Annotated in this window: 16 protein-coding genes; 14 read left to right on the forward strand and 2 right to left on the reverse strand. The window is 67.7% G+C overall.

The genetic code is table 11. The annotated features are described in order from the left end of the window. Positions 1 to 28: 28 nt before the first annotated feature. The 10 genes from CH42_RS06690 (at position 29) to rlmN (ending at position 11653) form a co-directional block, all read left to right on the forward strand. Positions 29 to 1135 (forward strand): branched-chain amino acid aminotransferase, encoded by a 1107-nt coding sequence (locus tag CH42_RS06690; protein ID WP_053352428.1) that lies wholly within the window; start codon positions 29 to 31, stop codon positions 1133 to 1135. After that, entirely contained in the window at positions 1132 to 1926 is a 795-nt protein-coding gene (locus CH42_RS06695) for a fumarylacetoacetate hydrolase family protein (protein WP_053352429.1), read from the forward strand. The genes CH42_RS06690 and CH42_RS06695 overlap by 4 nt, the downstream gene beginning before the upstream one ends. After that, on the forward strand, positions 1923 to 3698 hold the full coding sequence (locus tag CH42_RS06700) for an alkaline phosphatase family protein (protein WP_053352430.1): 1776 nt from the start codon (positions 1923 to 1925) through the stop codon (positions 3696 to 3698). Before CH42_RS06695 ends, CH42_RS06700 begins: the two co-directional genes overlap by 4 nt. Positions 3699 to 3810: 112 nt before the next feature. Further along, entirely contained in the window at positions 3811 to 4908 is a 1098-nt protein-coding gene (locus CH42_RS06705) for a carboxylate-amine ligase (RefSeq protein ID WP_053352431.1), read from the forward strand. A gap of 35 nt (positions 4909 to 4943) precedes the next feature. Then, complete coding sequence (locus tag CH42_RS06710; protein WP_053352432.1) at positions 4944 to 5498, forward strand: hypothetical protein; 555 nt, start codon at positions 4944 to 4946, stop codon at positions 5496 to 5498. A gap of 67 nt (positions 5499 to 5565) precedes the next feature. After that, complete coding sequence (locus tag CH42_RS06715; protein ID WP_075205274.1) at positions 5566 to 6918, forward strand: hypothetical protein; 1353 nt, start codon at positions 5566 to 5568, stop codon at positions 6916 to 6918. A gap of 111 nt (positions 6919 to 7029) precedes the next feature. Further along, on the forward strand, positions 7030 to 8553 hold the full coding sequence (gene exaC, locus CH42_RS06720; RefSeq protein WP_053352434.1) for an acetaldehyde dehydrogenase ExaC: 1524 nt from the start codon (positions 7030 to 7032) through the stop codon (positions 8551 to 8553). A gap of 111 nt (positions 8554 to 8664) precedes the next feature. Continuing rightward, positions 8665 to 9684, forward strand: coding sequence for an alcohol dehydrogenase AdhP (gene adhP / locus CH42_RS06725; protein ID WP_053352462.1), 1020 nt, complete (start codon positions 8665 to 8667; stop codon positions 9682 to 9684). A gap of 102 nt (positions 9685 to 9786) precedes the next feature. Further along, positions 9787 to 10311 (forward strand): DUF779 domain-containing protein, encoded by a 525-nt coding sequence (locus CH42_RS06730; protein WP_082309330.1) that lies wholly within the window; start codon positions 9787 to 9789, stop codon positions 10309 to 10311. 34 nt (positions 10312 to 10345) lie between these two features. Next, positions 10346 to 11653, forward strand: a complete 1308-nt coding sequence (gene rlmN, locus CH42_RS06735; protein ID WP_053352435.1) for a 23S rRNA (adenine(2503)-C(2))-methyltransferase RlmN — start codon at positions 10346 to 10348, stop codon at positions 11651 to 11653. Positions 11654 to 11662: 9 nt separating this feature from the next. On the opposite strand, the gene CH42_RS06740 is transcribed toward rlmN, so the two are convergent. Next, positions 11663 to 12742, reverse strand: a complete 1080-nt coding sequence (locus CH42_RS06740; RefSeq protein WP_053352436.1) for an aminotransferase class V-fold PLP-dependent enzyme — start codon at positions 12740 to 12742, stop codon at positions 11663 to 11665. 92 nt (positions 12743 to 12834) lie between these two features. Here CH42_RS06740 and CH42_RS06745 point away from each other — a divergent pair, with 92 nt between their 5' ends. Genes CH42_RS06745 through CH42_RS06760 form a run of 4 tightly spaced genes read left to right on the forward strand, consistent with a single transcriptional unit; the run spans position 12835 to position 17587 of the window. Then, a complete protein-coding gene (locus CH42_RS06745; protein WP_053352437.1) occupies positions 12835 to 13794 on the forward strand; it encodes a LysR family transcriptional regulator in 960 nt (319 codons plus the stop codon). A 1-nt stretch (position 13795) separates the two neighbouring features. Further along, a complete protein-coding gene (locus CH42_RS06750; protein WP_075205275.1) occupies positions 13796 to 15046 on the forward strand; it encodes an MFS transporter in 1251 nt (416 codons plus the stop codon). Positions 15047 to 15056: 10 nt separating this feature from the next. After that, complete coding sequence (gene gltX / locus CH42_RS06755) at positions 15057 to 16577, forward strand: glutamate--tRNA ligase (protein WP_053352438.1); 1521 nt, start codon at positions 15057 to 15059, stop codon at positions 16575 to 16577. 23 nt (positions 16578 to 16600) lie between these two features. Continuing rightward, positions 16601 to 17587 carry an NAD(P)/FAD-dependent oxidoreductase gene (locus CH42_RS06760; protein WP_053352439.1) on the forward strand — a complete coding sequence of 329 codons (987 nt, stop codon included), beginning with the start codon at positions 16601 to 16603 and terminating at the stop codon, positions 17585 to 17587. 71 nt (positions 17588 to 17658) lie between these two features. On the opposite strand, the gene tgt is transcribed toward CH42_RS06760, so the two are convergent. Beyond that, positions 17659 to 18993 (reverse strand): tRNA guanosine(34) transglycosylase Tgt, encoded by a 1335-nt coding sequence (gene tgt, locus CH42_RS06765; RefSeq protein WP_053352440.1) that lies wholly within the window; start codon positions 18991 to 18993, stop codon positions 17659 to 17661. Positions 18994 to 19084 lie beyond the last annotated feature (91 nt).

The following is a 19084-nucleotide window of genomic DNA, read 5'->3' on the forward strand; positions in this document are numbered from 1 at the left end:
GCTTCCACTCACGCGAGAAAGAATTTCGATGACCGACCTGCAGTTCACCCGTACCGAGGCTGACCGCCTCTCCGACGCCGAGCGCGAGGCGCTGCTCGCCGATCCCGGCTTCGGCAATCACTTCACCGATCACATGATCTCGATCACGTGGACGAAAGAGGCCGGTTGGCACGATGCCGAGGCGCTGCCCTACGGGCCGATCCCGATGGATCCGGCATCTTCGGTGCTCCACTACGGCCAAGAGATCTTCGAGGGCCTCAAGGCGTACCGCCGCCCCGACGGCTCAGTCGTCACCTTCCGGCCCGAGGCGAACGCGCGTCGGCTGAATGAGTCGGCCCGTCGTCTCGCGCTGCCCGAGATCCCCGAAAAGCTGTTCGTTGCGGCGATTCGCGAACTGGTGAGCGTCGACGCGGCCTGGGTGCCGAGCGGGGCCGACCAGAGCCTCTACCTGCGCCCGTTCGTGATCGCCGACGAGAGCTTTCTCGGCGTGCGCGCGGCCGAGCGCGCGCGTTTCCTGATCATCGCGAGCCCGGCAGGCCCGTACTTCACCGGAGGCGTGAAGCCGGTCTCGATCTGGCTGTCAGAAGATTTCGCACGCGCGGGTCGCGGCGGTACCGGTGCGGCGAAGTGCGGCGGCAACTACGCGGCCTCCCTGCTGCCGCAGCAGGTCGCGGCTGAGAACGGCTGCCAGCAGGTGCTCTTCACCGATTCGGCGACGGAAGACACCATCGACGAGCTCGGCGGCATGAACCTCTTCCTGGTCCGTTCCGACGGCACACTGGTGACGCCGCAGCTGAACGGCAACATTCTCGATGGCATCACTCGTCGCAGCCTGATCCAGCTCGCCGAAGACCGTGGCCACGCGGTCGAGCAGCGGGAGGTGACGGTATCGGAGTGGCGCGAAGGCGTCGCGCAGGGCACCATCACCGAGGCCTTCGCCTGCGGCACCGCGGCGGTGATCACCCCGATTCGCCAGCTCAAGGGTGCCGGGTTCGCCATCGACTTCGGCGATGCGGCTCCCGGCGCGCTGACGATGTCGCTGCGCGAAGAACTCACCGGGATTCAGTTCGGTACCGTGGAAGATCGCCACGGGTGGCTCAACGTGATCGTCGGCGCAGCGGAGCTCGCACGATGAAGGTCGCACGTTTTCAGATCGATGGCGAGATCGCGTTTGGTGTGCTCGATCACGCCGAGCAGGGCAGCGGAGTCGAGCTCGTGGAGCTCAGCGGCGACCCAATGGTGGCGGGCTACGACACCACCGGGCGGCGCTTCAAGCTGGAAGACGCCCAGTTGCTCGCTCCGGTCATTCCCCGCTCCAAGATTGTCTGCGTCGGTAAGAATTACGCCGACCACGTCGCCGAGATGCAGGGGATTACCGGCATCGACGGCGGGGCGCCCGAGGAGCCGCTGCTCTTCTTGAAGCCGAACACCTCGATCATCGGGCCCGACGATGCGATCGTGCGGCCATCGATCTCGAACCGCGTCGAGCACGAGGGCGAACTGGCTCTCGTCATCGGCGCCGTCGCGAAAGACGTTTCAGAAGACGACGCACTGAAATACGTGTTCGGCTTCACGTGCGCGAACGATGTCACGGCGCGCGACCTGCAGATCAAGGACGGGCAGTGGGCGCGGGGCAAGGGCTTCGATACTTTCTGCCCGCTCGGGCCGATCATCGAGACCGATCCCGATCTCGCCGACGCCCGCGTGGTCACGCGAGTCAACGGCGAGGTGCGACAGGACGGCCGCACGTCGCAGCTCATTCACTCGCTCGCGCGCATCGTGTCATACGCGTCGCAGGCCTTCACACTGCTGCCCGGTGATGTCATCCTCACGGGCACCCCGGCGGGCGTCGGGTTGCTCGAAGCCGGAGACACGGTCGAGGTCGAGATCGAGGGCATCGGCATTCTGAGAAACCGGGTCGTATGAGCCCAGCCCCCGTGCCCGAGGACGAGCACCCGGAGGGAGCGGCCCAGGCCGAATCCGGGACCAGCCGCCGCGCGTTTTTGCGCCGGGGCGGCATCCTCGCCGCGGGGGCAGCGCTCGGCGCGGGCGGCGCCGCGACCGCGTGGGGCGTCGCGAGTGAACGCGCCGCTGACACGCATGGTTCGACCTATGTGCCCGAGCGCTTCGCCGTGCCGAAGCCGCGCGCGAACCCGGGCTTCGATCATCTGGTCGTGCTCATGGGGGAGAACCGCTCCTTCGACAACCTGCTCGGGTACCTCTACACCCCTGACTCCCCTCCGGCCTCGGGCGAATTCGCCGGGCTCGCGTTCGGCGACTACCGCAATGCGGCGGCCGACGGCACCGAGGTGTCGGCGCACCGCTATGCCGGCCCCACCGACCGCATCATGGGGCAGCCCGACCCCGACCCGGGCGAGGAGTACCCCCACGTCAACACGCAGTTGTTCGGGCGGATCGACCCGCAGAACCGAGGGCGCGACGTTGCCGACATGACGGCGCCATACAACGCGCCCAGCGACGCCGCGCACCCGCGCATGGACGGTTTCGTGCTCGACTATGAGGCCGATTTCGTCGGCCGCTCGGGGCGCAAGCCGACCGCCACCGAGCGCGATCAGATCATGGGGTCGTTCGACCCCGAGATGCTGCCGGTGGTCTCGAGGCTCGCCCGTGAGTTCGGCGTCTTTGATCACTGGCACTGCGCGGTCCCGAGCCAAACCTTTTGCAATCGCAGTTTCTTCAACGCTTCGACTTCGCACGGCTTCGTCACGAACTCGCTCGGGGGCATCGACAAGTGGTTGAACGCCGCACCGACCCCGACGATTCTGAATCGGCTCGAGGAGGCCGGGCTGACCTGGCGCATCTACTTCGACGAGTTGCAGCTCATCTCATTCACCGGCCTGCTGCACGCTCCGGTGCTCGAGAAGTACTGGAAGACGGAGCACTTCGCGACGATGCGGCAATTCCATGACGATGTGGCCGCGGGCACGCTGCCGGCCTATGCGTTCATTGAGCCGCGCATGATCTTCAATCACAACGACTTCCATCCGCCGGTCGGCACGCCGGCCGAAAGCTCCGTCGATGGGGAGAAGGTGGTCGACGGGGCGGTCTCCGACGTCCGCGCGGGTGACGCGCTGATTCACGAGGTGTATTCGGCGCTGCGTGACGCGATGTCGGAGCGCGGGTCGAACTATCTGAACACGGCGCTGCTCATCACGTTCGACGAGCACGGGGGCACGTACGACCACGTGCCGCCGCCAGCCGCGACGCCGCCCGACGACTCAGGCGCAGGAGAGATGGGGTTCACGTTCGATCGTCTGGGCTGCCGCGTCCCCGCGATCCTGGTCTCGGCGCACGTCGAGCGGGGGTCTGTGTTCTCGGGGGCGATGCACCATGGGTCGGTGATCGCATCGCTGTGCAAACGCTTCGGCCTCGAGCCCCTCACGCGACGTGACGCGGAGGCGCCGACGCTCGACGCGGCGTTCAATCGGCGTGTGCCGCGCAATATCGCCGACTGGCCGCAGACGTCGGCGGCGTACGTTCCTCCGAGTGGAGAAGCGGGTCCGCATCCGGCTGACGCACACCCGATGCGACCGCTCAGCCCGCCGGCGAAGGGCCTCATTGGGCTGCTACTCTCGCGATACGGCACCCCCGAGGAGCGCGCAAGTCCGCCCCAGAACTTCGGCGACGCCTATCGCGTGCTCACGCGCCACGGTGCTGGGCTCTTCGGCACCGGGTAGCGGTCGATCGCGTTCGATGCCAGCCGGCGAGCACGCTTCGTGACGCGCCGTGGTCCTGAGGCGAACGGCCTGTGCCACACTGGAATCTCCCGACGAAGGAGCAGGTGCTGAGATGGCTGCGACCCCCGCCGCGTCGCCGAGATTCGGCGTCGAAGAAGAGTACCTGCTGCTCGACGCGCAGACCGGTGTGCCCCGCGATGCCGTCGACGAGATGATCGCCGCGCTACCGGGCCGGCTTGCGGAGCACGAGTACTTTCACTGCCAGCTGGAGACCGCAACTCCGGTGTGCGAGTCGAGCGCGCAGGCGCTGCATGCCCTGAGCGAGTTCCGGGTCGCCGCCGCCGACGCCGCTGATAGCGAGGGCGTCGTGCTCGCGGGGTCCGGTCTGCCTCCGCTCGGGGGTGAACGGCACGGTACGCGAGTCGGCAAGCAGCGCTACCGCGACATCGAATCGGCGATGCGCGGCATGGTGACGCGCTACTACTCGACGGGCACACACGTGCACGTCGAGGTGCCCTCGAGAGATGCCGGCGTCGGTGCGATCGCGCGTATCGCACCGTGGTCGCCGGCACTCGTCGCGTTGACCGCGAACTCGCCGATCTGGCTCGGTGAAGAGACCGGCTACGCCGACTGGCGGTTCATGTCGATTCAGCAGTGGCCGACCTCGGGGTACCCGCCGAAGTTCGACGACGCGGCCGAATACGATCGCGTCGTCTCCGGCTTGGTGCGCTCGGGCGCCCTGCTCGACGGTGGACTCGTGAACTGGCTCGTTCGGCTCTCCGACAAGTACCCGACCATCGAAGCCCGCCTCGCCGATTCCCAGTTGGCCGCGGGCGACGCGGTCGCGTACGGGCTGCTCTTCCGGGCCCTGGTCGCTCGGGCGTTGCGCGAGCATGAGCTCGGCACGGTGGTCGAAGAACCGCAGCGCGACCACCTGCGCGGCGCACACTGGGTAGCGGCGCGTAACGGGCTCGAGTCGGTGCTGGTCGATCCGACTTCCGGTGATCCGCGACCGGCTTTCGACGTCGTCGACGCGCTGCTCGTCCACGTCGCACCCGAGCTCGAACGCGCGGGCGACCTCGCACTGGTGACAGCCTTCATCGAACGTCGGAAGCAGGGCGGTGGCGCGCGGGCACAACTCGAGCATTGGCGCTCCGGCGGCATCAGCGCGCTCCTGGGGCTGTACCGCGGCGCGCATCGCGAACCGTGAGCAGGCGGGCGAACCGGCCCGTTGGGTGGGTCGTTGTGGCCGACGGTGCCGAGGCCGTGCTGCGCGTGCGGGCGCTCGCATTGCCGTTCGGCGTGTTCGTTGCGCTGCTGGTCGGCACCATCGTGTGTGCGGGAACCGCGGCGGTCGCGTTGCTCATCGCACTCACCGGCACTGAGCGAGACTGGCTGCCGCGCTGGCAGGTGGTGTGGATCTCTGCGGTGATCGGCATCGCGGCATTCTTCGTGCTGGCCGCCGTGCTCCGAGTGAGTGCCGGCACGCTGCACCTGAGAGTCACGCCCCACGGGCTTACGGCCGCGATCGGCTCACGAGACATCGATCTGCCCTGGAGCGCGGTCACTCGGCTGATGCTGCGATCCGGCACCGACTATGCCCGCGTGCAGATCGCCGGCACGGCCCGCCCACTGACGGCCCTCATCGGGGCAGTCGCGCTCGTCGGATACCGTGCGGGTATCGAAGATGTCAGCCCTCCCGAGTGCGTGCTCACCTGGTGCGCGGCGGCGGGATTGCGCAACCGGGCCGACCCGCGGCGTCACCCCGGCATGCTCGATCTGCAGCGAGGCGACGTGTAACGCTCGGCACGATGCAAGCCGAGTCGGGTACGCTCTGAGCATTCGGGACCGCGAGGAGGGGGTCGTGATGTCTCACACCTGGCAGGCGCTGCGGCGCGGGGAATCGGCGCTGGAGCGACGGCGAATGCTCGAACGCGCGCACGAGCGGTTCGTGGCAGATCGAGGAATCGTGCTCGACTCTGACGGCCGAGCTCAGTTCGCACAGGCCACCGCGGTGCGCCCCCTCGTGCTGGAGTCCTGGCTCAGAGCGCAGCATCACACCGTCGACCCCGACCGCGTGCCCGACCGCCCGGCGATCGATGCCGACGCGCTCGTCGATCTGCAGCGGACGCACCCGATCGGCGAGGCGCTGCCGGTGGTGCGCCGCCTGCTGCTCGAGGAGGCAAGCGAGTCGGGATTCATTGTCGCGCTCGGCGACGCGTCCGGTCGGCTGCTCTGGGTCGACGGAGACGCGCGACTGCGCACCCGTGCGGAAGATATGGGGTTCCGTGCGGGCATGGACTGGTCCGAGCGCGCGGTCGGCACGAGCGCGCCCGGGAGTGCGCTCGCTCTCGACCACGCCCTGCAGGTGCTCGGTGCCGAGCACTACTCGCGCGCGGTGCACCCGTGGAGTTGTACCGCGGCGCCGGTGCACGACCCGGTAAGCGGCGCCATCATCGGTGTCATCGACGTGACGGGCGGCGACGGCGCCGCGTCTCCGCACCTGATGCCGCTCATGGACGCGACAGTGGCCGCGGTCGAGGCCGAACTACAGCTCGCGGCTCTCAGACGGCGCATGGAGCAGGATCGCGGTGCCCGCACGAGCAGCCGACGGCCTCGGGCGCCCATCGCCTCTGCAGGCCCCGCACCGCGCCTCGTCGTGCTCGGTCGCGACCCCGCCGTGCTCGAGTGCGGAGGCCGCGCTCTGCCCGTCGCGGGTCGGCACGCCGAGATCCTGCTCGCCCTGGCTGCGTCACCGCGCGGGCTCGGTGCCACTGCGCTCGCCCGGCAGATCTACGGGCACGACGGAGCAGAGGGCACGCTCCGCCCGGAGATGGTGCGCCTGCGCAAGTGGCTCGAGCAGCACGATACGGGGCTCGCTCTCGCTTCCCGGCCCTACCGGCTCGAGCCCGGCGTGCGGGTCGACGCCACCGAGAGCCTCGAGGCACTCGGACGCGGCGCCCATCGCTTGGCGCTCGCGGCCTATGAAGGTCCGGTGCTTCCCGCCTCGAGTGCGCCCGTCGTCGAGGAGCTGCGGGCATCGGTCGATGCGACCCTGCGGGAGTCCATGCTGCAGTCGGCCGCCCCCGATGCGTTGTTCGCCTACGCGCAGAACTGGGCGTCCGACGATGCGCAGGTGTGGGAGACCCTGCTGCAGGTGCTGCCGCCGATGTCGCCCAAGCGCGCCCGCGTCGTCGCCCGACTCGAACAGCTCGGATAACCGCCGCGAAACACGCGCGCAACGTGCGTGCAACGTCCGCAGACGTACCGTCGTCGCAACCGATCCTCACCGAGTGATCGGCACCGACAACGACGTCAGAGGAGATGCACCATGACCGTGTACGCAGCACCCGGGCACCCGGATTCGCTCGTGACCTTCAAGTCGCGCTACGAGCACTACATCGGCGGCGAGTGGGTGGCGCCGGTAAAGGGCCAGTACTTCGAGAACATCACGCCCGTGACGGGTAAGGCATTCTGCGAGGTGGCCCGCGGCACTGCCGAAGACATCGAGGCGGCGCTCGATGCGGCCCACGCCGCAGCACCAGCGTGGGGGCGTACGAGCCCCGCAGAGCGCGCGGTGATCCTGAACCGCATTGCGGATCGCATCGAGCAGAATCTGGAGGCCATTGCGGTCGCCGAGACCTGGGACAACGGCAAGGCCGTCCGTGAAACGCTGAACGCCGACATTCCGCTCGCGATCGACCACTTCCGCTACTTCGCCGGAGCGATCCGCGCGCAAGAGGGCGGGGTCTCACAGATCGACGAGGATCTCGTCGCGTACCACTTCCACGAGCCGCTGGGCGTGGTGGGCCAGATCATTCCCTGGAACTTCCCCATCTTGATGGCGGTCTGGAAGCTCGCTCCCGCACTGGCCGCGGGCAACGCCATCGTGCTGAAGCCCGCGGAGCAGACGCCCACGTCGATCCTGTTCTTGTTCGAACTCATCGGGGACCTGCTGCCCGCCGGTGTTGTGAACATTGTGAACGGGTTCGGCGCCGAAGCCGGCAAGCCGCTCGCATCGAACCCGCGGATCCGCAAGATCGCCTTCACCGGCGAAACGACCACCGGCCGCCTGATCATGCAGTACGCATCCGACAACATCATCCCGGTCACCCTCGAGCTCGGCGGCAAGAGCCCGAACATCTTCTTCGAGGACGTGCGCGCCCAAGACGACGCGTACTGGGACAAAGCCCAAGAGGGATTCACGATGTTCGCGCTGAACCAGGGAGAGGTCTGCACCTGCCCGTCGCGCGCGCTCATCCATGAGTCGATCGCGGACGACTTCCTCGACGCGGTCGTCGAGCGCACCGAGCGCATCACCCGCGGCAATCCGCTCGACACCGACACGATGGTCGGTGCCCAGGCATCGAACGACCAGTTCGAGAAGATCAAGTCGTATCTCGACATCGGCCGTCAGGAGGGCGCGCAGGTGCTGACCGGCGGTGGCGTCGAAGATCTCGGCGGCGAGTTCTCGGGCGGGTACTACATTCAGCCGACCATCTTCCGCGGCGACAACTCGATGCGCATCTTCCAGGAGGAGATCTTCGGGCCCGTCGTCTCGGCCACGACGTTCACGGACTTCGACGACGCGATCCGCATCGCGAACGACACCCTGTACGGCCTGGGCGCCGGCGTCTGGAGCCGCAACGGCACCACCGCGTACCGCGCCGGCCGCGCGATCCAGGCGGGCCGCGTGTGGGTGAATAACTACCACGCCTACCCGGCGCACGCCGCGTTCGGCGGCTACAAATCGAGCGGCATCGGCCGTGAGAACCACTTGATGATGCTCGACCACTACCAGCAGACGAAGAATCTGCTCGTGAGCTACCGCGAGACGGCCGATGGCTTCTTCTAAGCCGACGAGCCACCCCGCATCCGCACTGAGAAAGGACACCGCACGATGAGTACGACGCTTCCGATTCAGACCACCGCACGATCGGCCGATGCCCGCACAGATGGCGCAACGATGCGTGGGGCATCCGTGCCCGCCTTCGGCGCCCGCCTCGATGTCGAGGCGCTGGAGATCCCGACGCCCGGGCCGGGCCAGGCGCTCGTTCGCGTGTTGACCACGGGGGTCTGCCACACCGACCTGCACGCCGTCGAGGGGGATTGGCCCGTGCAGCCGAGCCCCCCGTTCGTCCCCGGACACGAGGGCGTTGGCATTGTCGAAGCGATCGGTGAGGGCGTGACGAACGTCGCGGTCGGCGACCTCGTGGGCAATGCGTGGCTCTGGTCCGCCTGCGGTCACTGCGAATTCTGCCGCACCGGGTGGGAGACGCTCTGCGAGCAGCAGCAGAACGGCGGATACTCCGTCGACGGCTCGTTCGCCGAGTACATGCTCGTCGACGCCGCCTACGCTGCGGTGGTGCCAGCCGGTTCCGACCCCGTCGAGGTCGCACCGGTGCTCTGCGCCGGGGTGACGGTCTACAAGGGGCTGAAGGTGACGGGGGTGCGGCCCGGGCAGTGGGTCGTTATCTCGGGAATCGGTGGGCTTGGGCACATTGCCGTGCAATACGCCGTGGCGATGGGTATGCGCGTCGCCGCGGTCGACATTTCCGACGAGAAGCTTGCGCTCGCGCAGCGCCACGGAGCCGAGGTCGTAGTGAACGCTCGCGAGACCGATCCAGTGGCCGAGATCCAGCGACTCACCGGCGGCACGCATGGGGTGCTCGTCACGGCCGTTCACCCCTCCGCCTTCGGGCAGGCGATCGGCATGACCCGCCGCGGCGGCACCATTGTCTTCAACGGTCTGCCGCCGGGAGACTTCCCCGCGCCGATCTTCGACATCGTGCTCAAGGGCCTCACCATCCGCGGCTCGATCGTGGGCACGCGGCAAGACATGATCGAGGCGCTCGACTTCTATGCGCGCGGCCTGATCCACCCGACCGTCGCAGAGCGCCCGCTCGAGGACGTCAATGACGTGCTCGACGAGATGCGCGCCGGCAAGATCGATGGTCGCGTCGTGCTCCGCCTCGCGGCGGCGTGAGACCGGATGGGCCCCGAGGCCTACAGCGGCGGGGCCCATCCCCACACCCGGCGTAGGCTGGGGAGCAGCAGCGGCAGTGCGGCCGCGGAGAGGAACGCGCTCATGAGTGCTCCAGAATCAGTTTCGTCGCCGACGAACATCGGCGACGCGTGTACCGTGTCCGGATCGCCGGCACCTCCTGCCCCCGCGGGTACGGCAGAGCTTCCCGGCACCATCGCAGCGCGACCTGAGGTCGCGGGGGAGTCGGAAAGCCGACTCGCCTTCACGCCGGACGCGCTGCGCCTGATCGAACAGCTGTGGGCGATGCACGGGCCGCTCATGTTCCACCAGTCCGGCGGCTGCTGCGACGGCAGCTCGCCAATGTGCTACCAGCGCGGCGAGTTCCGCACGGGCGATCAAGACGTGCTGCTCGGCACGCTCGAACTGCCCGCTGCAGCTGTGGAAGCCGCTGCGGGAGGCGATCCCGCGCCCGAATCGCGAGAGATCGGGTTCTGGATGTCGCGCGAGCAGTTCGGCGTCTGGGCGCACACCCACCTCACCGTCGACGCGGTGCCCGGGCGCGGCAGCGGGTTCTCCCTCGAAGCGCCGGAAGGTCGTCGCTTCCTGATCCGTTCGCGCCTGCTGTGATCGGCCCGCGCCGCGACCTGCGACAATAGACGGTGTGGATCCCAACAAGCTCAACCATGATCGCGCCCCCAAGAGCACGCCGCTGATCAAGACCCGGCCCGCCGCGGCCGGTGCGGCGTCGCGCCCGCAGGTGCGCCCGAAGGCCGAGGGTTGGAAGCAGATCGCCGGCCCCGACGGCCGCCCGACGCTGCAGTTCGCCTCACCCCGCGTGAAGCAGCCCGCTACGCACCTCGCTGACCTGACGCTCGAAGAGCGCGAGGCGAAGGTCGTCGAGATGGGCGTGCCCAAGTTCCGTGCCAAGCAGATCTCGAAGCACTACTTCGAGCACCGCACCACCGACCCCGAGCAGATGACCGATTTGCCGAAGGACCGCCGCGAGGAGCTCGCCGAGGCGTTCTTCCCGCCGCTGCTCACCGAGGTGAAGCGCCTCGTCACCGACGACGGCGACACCATCAAATTCTTGTGGCGCCTGTTCGACGGTGCGCTCGTCGAGTCCGTGCTCATGCGCTACCCGGGTCGTATCACCCTGTGCGTCTCCAGCCAGTGCGGCTGCGGCATGAACTGCCCGTTCTGCGCCACCGGCCAGGCCGGCCTGACGCGCAACATGTCGACGGCCGAGATTCTTGACCAGATCGTGCAGGCCAACCGCGTCATCGCCGAGGGCGGCCTCGGCCGCAAGCGCCGCGAGGGCAACGGTGCCGAACCCGAGCGTGTCAACAACATCGTTTTCATGGGCATGGGTGAGCCGCTCGCCAATTACAAGCGCGTGATGAATGCGGTGCACCGCATGATCGCACCGTCGCCCGAGGGCCTCGGCATGTCGGCTCGTGGCATCACGGTGTCGACGGTGGGGCTCGCCCCCGCCATCCGCAAGCTCGCGGACGAGAACATCCCCATCACGTTCGCGCTGTCGCTTCACGCCCCCGACGACCAGCTGCGCGACGACCTGATCCCGGTGAACAGCCGATGGAAGGTCGAGGAGGTGCTCGACGCGGCGTACCACTACTACGAGACGACGGGTCGACGCGTCTCGATCGAGTACGCGCTCATCAAAGACATGAACGACCACGCATGGCGCGCCGACCTGCTCGCCGAGAAGCTCAATGCGCGTGGGCGCGGCTGGGTGCACGTGAACCCGATCCCGCTGAACCCGACGCCGGGCTCCATCTGGACGTCGTCGACCCGTGAGGTCACGCGCGAGTTCGTCGACCGGTTGAATGCTGCCGGCATCCCGACGACGCTGCGCGACACCCGCGGCAAGGAGATCGACGGTGCCTGCGGCCAGCTGGTCGCGACGGAGCAAGACAAGGCCGAAGCCGAAGCCTTCGCCGCCGCCGGCTAAGCGCCCGAGTCAGCGCCCGAGCGCTGCGACCAGCAGGTCGACGTCGTCGGTCGTGTTCCAGAGATGGAAGGCGACGCGGGCGTTCCCGGCGCGGCCGGAGGCCACGATGCCGGCGCGCGTCATCGCCGCGAGGTCAAGCCCGTCGGGGTCAGCCCAGGTGACGATCGCCGAACGGCCAGTGGCGCCCGGGTCGTTCGCTGCTCTGGCGATCCCGAGCTGCTCACGCGCCTGCGACGCCAAGCCGACCGCATGCGCGTGCGCCGCTGCCGGGTCGATGCCGACCATCGTGTCGAGCGCCGCTACGGTGCCGCCGATGACCGGCCACGCGGGGGAGAGGTCGAACCGTCCGGCGCCCGCGGCGAGCGGTGTGTGCCCGGCGTAGCACGACGACCAGGGATCATCTGCCGAGCACCATCCCGCGGCGAGCGGCACTAGGTCGTCGTCGAGGCCCTCTCGTACGGTGAGGAACGCAGAGCCACGCGGAGCACTCAGCCACTTGTACGCGTGGCAGATGGTGAAATCAAAGTCTCCCGCGTCGACGGGGAGCCAGCCGAGCGCCTGGGTGAGGTCGACGCACGTGCGCGCGCCGGCTGATGCCGCAGCGCGGGCGATCGACGAGGAGTCCGCGATCGATCCGCACGCGGATTGCACGTGCGACCACGCGACGAGGTCCGTTGTCGGGCGCACCGACGCGGCGAGCTCGGTGAGCGGGGCGTAACGCACGCGCACGCCGCGCCGGGCAAGCTGTTCGAACGGGTGCGTGAGTGAGGCGAAGTCGCCGACGACGCAGAGCACCTCCCCGCCGTCGGGCACGGCCGTCGCGACGATCGATGCGAACTGAGAGGCTTGAGTGCCCACGGCGACCCGGTGGGCGGGTACCCCGGCGAGTCGCCCGTAAAGTGCACGGCACTGCTCGACCTGCTCGCTGATCGTGTCGGCGCGCATGCGCCCCGACGCCCACACATCCACGAATGCACGCACCGCGTCGGTCGTGACGTGAGCGGGGAGGCCGGCGGTGCAAGCCGACAGGTATCCGGGAACTCGAGGGAACTGCGCCTGCACGTCGGCGATCGCGGGGAGGGAGATCATCACGCCAGGCTAGAAGAGCGCAAGGCATAATGAAATGGAATCATTCTTATGCTTTGCTTTGCTTTAAGTTATGTCTCGTGTACACTGCTCTCATGAGTACGACGCGCACTGCCGATCCGCTCGGGTCGATCGACTCGACCGAGCTTCGCATTCTCCATGCACTCGCCACCACAGGTTCGCTCACGGCCGCGGCGCAGAGCCTCGGGCTGAGCCAGCCCGCGGTGAGCCAGCGCATCAAGCGCGTGGAGACCCGCTTGGCCGTGCCGCTCATCGAGCGCAACGGCCGTGGAATCCGACTGACGACCGCGGGCCGCATTCTCGCGGATCACGGGCGCACCGTCGTCACCGAAATCGATGCGGCGCTGGCGGCGATCGACGACTTGCGGGGGGAACGTGCGGGCACCCTGCGCCTCGTCGGATTCCCGAGCGCGAGCGCAACGGTCGTTCCCACCCTCATGCGTCAGCTCGCGATCGAAGCGCCCGACGTGGCGCTGCAGTACCGGGAAGCCGAACCGCCTGCGGCCACGGCAATGCTGCGCGACGGTGAGGTCGACTGCGCCCTCATCTTCGACTACGAGGGTGCGGCAGAACTTCCGGCGGGCAGCGCGTTCTTGCCGCTGTGGCGCGAAGAAGTGCACCTGGTCGCCTCTGATGAGCGAGCGGCCGGCGAATCGACCGCACGGCTCGGCGACTTCTCTGCAGAGCACTGGATCGCCGGATGCGAGAAGTGCCGTGGCCACCTGCTCGCTGCAGCCGCCGACGCCGGCTTCGAGCCCGACATCATCCAGGAGACCGACAACGTGCCCGCGATGCTCGCGATGGCCGCGGCAGGTGGAGCGGTCGCGCTGGTTCCGGGCCTGGCACTGGCTGCAGCGCGCATCCTGCCCGAAGACGCGCGCGCCTTGCCGCTCGACCCGCCGCGATACCGCACGATCGGGCTGGTGTCGATGTCGACCGCCAACGAGAGCCCGCAGGTGCGGCTCGCCAAGCGTCTACTCGCCGCGGTCGACGGGTCGGCCTGGCATCTCGAAGCAGTCGGTCAGCCTGTCTAAGGTGATCGCGCCGCACCGCGTGCAGCGCCGCACGGTCGCGGTGCTCGCAGCCGCCACGGTGCTCGGCGGCCTCGGGGTGGGCGCATCGTTGTCGGCAGGGGCACTGCTGATCTCCGAGGTCACCGGCAATCCGGCACTCTCGGGGTTCGGGTCGACGATGAACGCCGTGGGGGCTGCCCTCGCGGGGATTCCGTTGGCCCGCCTCGCGGCTCGCCGCGGGCGTCGCGTGGCGCTCGCCTCAGGCAATTTAGGCGCTGTCGCCGGTGCGGCGCTCGTCATCATCGCGGCCGGCGCGGAGCTCGGCGGGCTGCTGTTTGTCGGCCTCGCGGTGCTCGGCATTGCGGCCGCTGTGCAACTGCAAGCGCGGTTCGCCGCGACCGACCTTGCGAGCCCGGCGCAGCGCGCACGAGACCTCTCATCCGTCGTCTGGTCGATCACCGTCGGCGCGGTCATCGGACCGAATCTGATCGGCCCGGGTGAGTCCATCGGGCATGCGCTGGGTCTGCATCCGCTCTCGGGCATCTTCCTGTTCACGATCGTCGCGCAGCTCGCGGCGGGGCTCGTAGTCTGGGGTGGTCTTCGACCGGACCCACTGCTTGAAGCGCGGCGCCGCGCGGCAGTCGACGTCGGCCGTGAGACTGAGCTCGGGGTCGTGCTCGCGGCACCGTCGCGCACCGTGCCGTCGGTCGCGCCGGGTGCGCGTACGGCTCAGATCCTCGCCATCGCCGCCGTGGCGATCGGGCACGCGGTCATGGTGGGCATCATGGCGATGACGCCGCTGCACCTGACGCACCACGGCGGCAGCATCGAGCTCGTCGGCATCACGATCAGTCTGCACATCGCCGGCATGTACGCACTGTCGCCCCTGGTCGGCCTGGCCGCTGGGCGCTTCGGTGCGGTGCCTGTGGTGCTCGCGGGATTCGCGCTGCTCGCCCTCGCGGCGATCGGCACCGCACTCGGCGGCGAGTCCGTGCCCGCCGTGCAGATTTCACTGGTGCTGCTCGGCGTGGGGTGGAGCCTCGTGACGGTCGCGGGCGCGGCGCTGGTCACCGCACTCACTCCCGCAGCCGATCGACCGGCACGCCAAGGGCAGGCCGATACCGCGATGAACGCGGCGGGCGCGCTCTTCGGCGCCGTATCTGGTGTGCTCTTCGCGACCGGAGGATTCCCCGTGCTCTCGAGCGTCGCGGCGGTGCTCATCGTTGCGGGCGTCGTGTGCACCGTTCGCCTACGGGAGCCTGCACGACGCTAGACTGACGTTGATGTCACACACCGAGAGCCCCCAGTTTTCCACTGCGACCGGAGCCGATGTCCGTGTTCGCTTTTGCCCGTCGCCGACCGGTACGCCGCACGTCGGCATGGTGCGCACCGCACTGTTCAACTGGGCGTACGCCCGGCACACCGGCGGCACCTTCGTCTTCCGCATCGAAGACACGGATGCCGCGCGCGACAGCGAAGAGAGCTACGGCCAGATCATCGATTCACTGCGGTGGCTGGGTCTCGACTGGGACGAGGGCATCGATATCGGTGGCCCGAATGGCCCGTACCGTCAGTCGCAGCGCGGTGACATCTACCAGGGGGTGATCGCCCAGCTCCGCGAGGGCGGGTACCTCTACGAAAGTTACTCCACTGCCGAAGAGATCGATGCGCGCAACATCGCCGCGGGTCGCCCGAAGCAGCTCGGGTACGACAACTTCGATCGCGATCTCACCGACGAGCAGCGTGCCGCGTTCCGTGCCGAGGGCCGCGAGCCCGCCCTGCGGTTCCGCGTTCCCGACACCGATTTGTCGTTCACCGATCTCGTGCGCGGCGACATCACCTTCCCTGCGGGTTCCACTATCGACTTCGTCGTCGTGCGCCCCAACGGTGCTCCGCTGTACACGCTGGTGAATCCGGTTGACGACGCGCTCATGGGCATCACGCACGTGCTCCGCGGCGAAGATCTGCTCTCGTCCACGCCGCGGCAGATCGCGCTGCACCGCGCGCTGGTCGAGCTCGGCATCGCCCAGGCGATCCCGCAGTTCGGCCACCTGCCCTACGTGCTGGGCGAGGGCAACAAGAAGCTCTCGAAGCGCGACCCCGAGTCTAACCTGCTGCATCACCGCTCGCGCGGCTTCATTCCTGAGGGGCTGCTCAACTACCTGTCGCTGCTCGGCTGGTCGTTGGCTCCGGATCGCGACGTCTTCTCCAGCGATGAGATGGTGGCGGCGTTCGACGTCGCCAACGTCAACCCCAATCCGGCCCGCTTCGATCAGAAGAAGGCCGATTCGATCAACGCCGACCAGATCCGACTGCTGTCGGAGGAGGACTTCGGTCAGCGGATTCTGCCCTACCTCATCGCTGGGGGCGCACTGCAGATTGAACCCACGGAGGCGCAGCGCGATATCATCCGGCGCGCCGTTCCGCTGGTGCAAAGCCGGGTGACCGTGCTCTCCGACGTCGTCGGAATGCTCGGATTCCTGTTCACGACGACCGAGCATCTCGCCTACGAAGACGACGCGCTCGCCTCCCTCAAAGACGACGCGCCACAGGTGCTCGCCGCGAGCATCGCGGCGCTCGACCCCATTGCAGAAGACGAGTGGTCGACGGAACGCATCCAGGAAGCCCTGCAGTCGGCTCTCATCGATGGGCTCGGCATCAAGCCCCGCCTCGCGTTCGGCCCGCTACGAGTCGCGGCATCCGGGCGGCGCGTTTCGCCTCCGCTGTTCGAGTCGTTCGAACTGCTCGGCCGCGATGAGTCGCTGGCACGCTTGAGCCGTCTGGAAGCCCAGCTCGCGGGCTGATTCCGAACACGCGGAGCAGGAGTATGACGACGGCTGAAGCACCGATCGGTGTCGCAATCATCGGGGGAGGCCCGGCTGGGCTGTCCGCCGGGCTGCAACTCGTGCGTGCGAATCGACGCATCGCAATCATCGATAGCAATCGCCCGCGTCATTCGGCGACGCTGCGATCGCACGGTTTTTTGACACGCGATGGTGCTTCACCGCTCGAACTCCGTCGGCTTGGCCGGGAAGAATTCACGGCGTACCCGACCGCGCTGTATGCGCAGGCAATCGTACGAGAGGTGGTTCCGCTCGACGAGGCCGAGGCGCGTGCAGCAGGGTTCCCCGACGGAATCGGGTTCACGGTGCGCGCTGCGGGCATTCGCGGCGCTGCCGACGTCGAGTACACGGCGCGTCGAGTACTCATCGCCGCCGGGCTTACGGAAGAGCTGCCAGCGCTCCCCATGATTCGTGCCTACTACGGAACGGCGCTACATAGCTGCGTGGAATGCGATGGGTTCGAGAAGACCGATAAGCCATTGGCACTCATTGGAGAGACGACCGACGTCTTCGCGCGAGCGTTGCTGATTAGTCGCTTCAGCTCTGACCTCATCGTGTTCACCAACGGTGCCGACACTGTGCGTGCTGAGCAAGAAGCACAGCTCGGTCGCATCGGTATCCGTGTCGAGCGACGTCCGATCGACGATATCGTCGGCGAACGCGCGGAGATGACCGGAGTGCGACTGGCCGACGGCACCGTGATTCCGCGCGTCGGCGGGTTCGTGCGGCCGCGGTGGCATGCCCCGGTGGAATTCCTCGGCGATCTCGATATTGCTCGAGACGGCTGGGGGCTTCTGGAGGTCGACGATCGCGGTGAATCGTCGATCCGAGGAATTTATGGCGTCGGCGATATCGTGCCGCCCGGTCCGCAGCAGTTGATCATCGCTGCGGGCGGCGGCGCCCGAGTCGCGGCCAAGCTGAACCTCGACATGATTCGCGGGGCACTCGGCGTCGGTCGCGTCGACGAATAGCGAACTTCACTCGCTGATGTTCGCCCGACAGCTGCCGCACACGGCAGTGTCGGGCGAACTCTCCGCATCACCTAGCGTTGCGATGCATACCGGGCAGCCGCTTGCCGAGCGTACTCCACCCCGTACTGCTGTCCGAGCACCTCGTCACGCAGCTCGGCAAAGGTGTCGTCGATGATGCTCGCGCGAATGCGCTCGACGAGACGCACGATGAACCGCTCGTTGTGAATCGTCGCCAGCGTCGAACCGAGCATCTCCTTCGCTTTGAACAGGTGGTGCAAGTATGCAGCGGTGTAGTTCTCGCAGGTGTAGCAATCGCATTCCGCGTCGAGCGATTCGAAGCTGCGGCGTTGACCCGCCGACTTCGCGTTGATGCGGCCGCGCGACGAGTACATCGTGCCACCTCGCGCCTGGCGCGACGGGGCGACGCAGTCGAACGTATCTGCGCCGGCAGCGATCCCGGCGAACAGATCATCCGGTTCCGAGATACCGAGTAGGTGTCGCGGCTTCGACTCGGGGAGTTCATCGGAGACCCAGCCAACGATCGTGCCGAGTTCGCTCTTTTCGAGCGCGCCGCCGATACCGAAACCGTCGAACTGCTGATCCGTCGCGTCGGCTCCGGTCAGGTGAGCGAGCCCGGACGCCGCTTGGCGACGCAGGTCTTCGTATTGCGCACCCTGCACGACACCGAAGAGTGCCTGGTACGGGCGGTGCGTGCGAGATGAGGTCTGACGCGCGTGCTCGTCCAGGCAACGGACTGCCCAGCGCTCGGTGCGCGCGACGGAATCCTCTTGATAAGCACGCGTGTTGAGCAGGGTCGTGCACTCGTCGAACGCGAAGATGATGTCGGCGCCGAGCTCGTGCTGAATGCGCATCGAGACCTCGGGGGTGAAGCGATGCTTGTCGCCGTTCAAGAACGACTTGAACGTGACGCCGTCTTCATCAACGTGCGCCAGGCGCTCTTTGTTCTTGGCGATGACCTCGGCATCGGAGTGCATTGTTTCACTCATCGAGATCACCTTCTTAAACCCGACGCCGAGCGACATCACTTGGAATCCGCCTGAGTCGGTGAACGTCGGTCCATCCCAGTTCATGAACTTGCCGAGACCGCCGGCCTCATCGACGAGGTCGCTGCCCGGCTGCAAGAACAGGTGGTACGCGTTGGCGAGTACGGCTTGGCCACCAAGCTCGGTCACGGTTGCAGGAAGCAGCGACTTGACCGTCGCTTTCGTACCCACCGGGATGAACGCGGGCGTTTGGATGTCGCCGTGCGGGGTGTGGATCGTGCCCGCACGCCCCAGGGGGGAGCCGTCGCTCCCGATAGCGCCACCTGATTCGAGTCGATGCTCGACCGTGAAGCTGAAGTCTGCGGGGGAGGGGAGTGCCGAAGCGATGGAGGGGTCATTCACCCGTCCATCTAAGCACCCGCGAAAGACATGCGATGGGGGAAACGGGAGCCTACGCATCGGTGGAGTGGCATTTCGGGTGTGCGGCGCGCCC

Origin of the sequence: Leucobacter musarum subsp. musarum (assembly GCF_001273845.1) — a bacterium.
Taxonomy (GTDB): Bacteria; Actinomycetota; Actinomycetes; order Actinomycetales; family Microbacteriaceae; genus Leucobacter; species Leucobacter musarum.

Coding starts and splice junctions, on each gene's coding strand:
- CH42_RS06690 (WP_053352428.1), top strand. CDS start 29: ATGACCGACCTGCAGTTCACCCGTACCGAGGCTGACCGCCTCTCCGAC.
- CH42_RS06695 (WP_053352429.1), top strand. CDS start 1,132: ATGAAGGTCGCACGTTTTCAGATCGATGGCGAGATCGCGTTTGGTGTG.
- CH42_RS06700 (WP_053352430.1), top strand. CDS start 1,923: ATGAGCCCAGCCCCCGTGCCCGAGGACGAGCACCCGGAGGGAGCGGCC.
- CH42_RS06705 (WP_053352431.1), top strand. CDS start 3,811: ATGGCTGCGACCCCCGCCGCGTCGCCGAGATTCGGCGTCGAAGAAGAG.
- CH42_RS06715 (WP_075205274.1), top strand. CDS start 5,566: ATGTCTCACACCTGGCAGGCGCTGCGGCGCGGGGAATCGGCGCTGGAG.
- exaC (WP_053352434.1), top strand. CDS start 7,030: ATGACCGTGTACGCAGCACCCGGGCACCCGGATTCGCTCGTGACCTTC.
- adhP (WP_053352462.1), top strand. CDS start 8,665: ATGCGTGGGGCATCCGTGCCCGCCTTCGGCGCCCGCCTCGATGTCGAG.
- CH42_RS06730 (WP_082309330.1), top strand. CDS start 9,787: ATGAGTGCTCCAGAATCAGTTTCGTCGCCGACGAACATCGGCGACGCG.
- CH42_RS06740 (WP_053352436.1), bottom strand. CDS start 12,742: ATGATCTCCCTCCCCGCGATCGCCGACGTGCAGGCGCAGTTCCCTCGA.
- CH42_RS06745 (WP_053352437.1), top strand. CDS start 12,835: ATGAGTACGACGCGCACTGCCGATCCGCTCGGGTCGATCGACTCGACC.
- gltX (WP_053352438.1), top strand. CDS start 15,057: ATGTCACACACCGAGAGCCCCCAGTTTTCCACTGCGACCGGAGCCGAT.
- CH42_RS06760 (WP_053352439.1), top strand. CDS start 16,601: ATGACGACGGCTGAAGCACCGATCGGTGTCGCAATCATCGGGGGAGGC.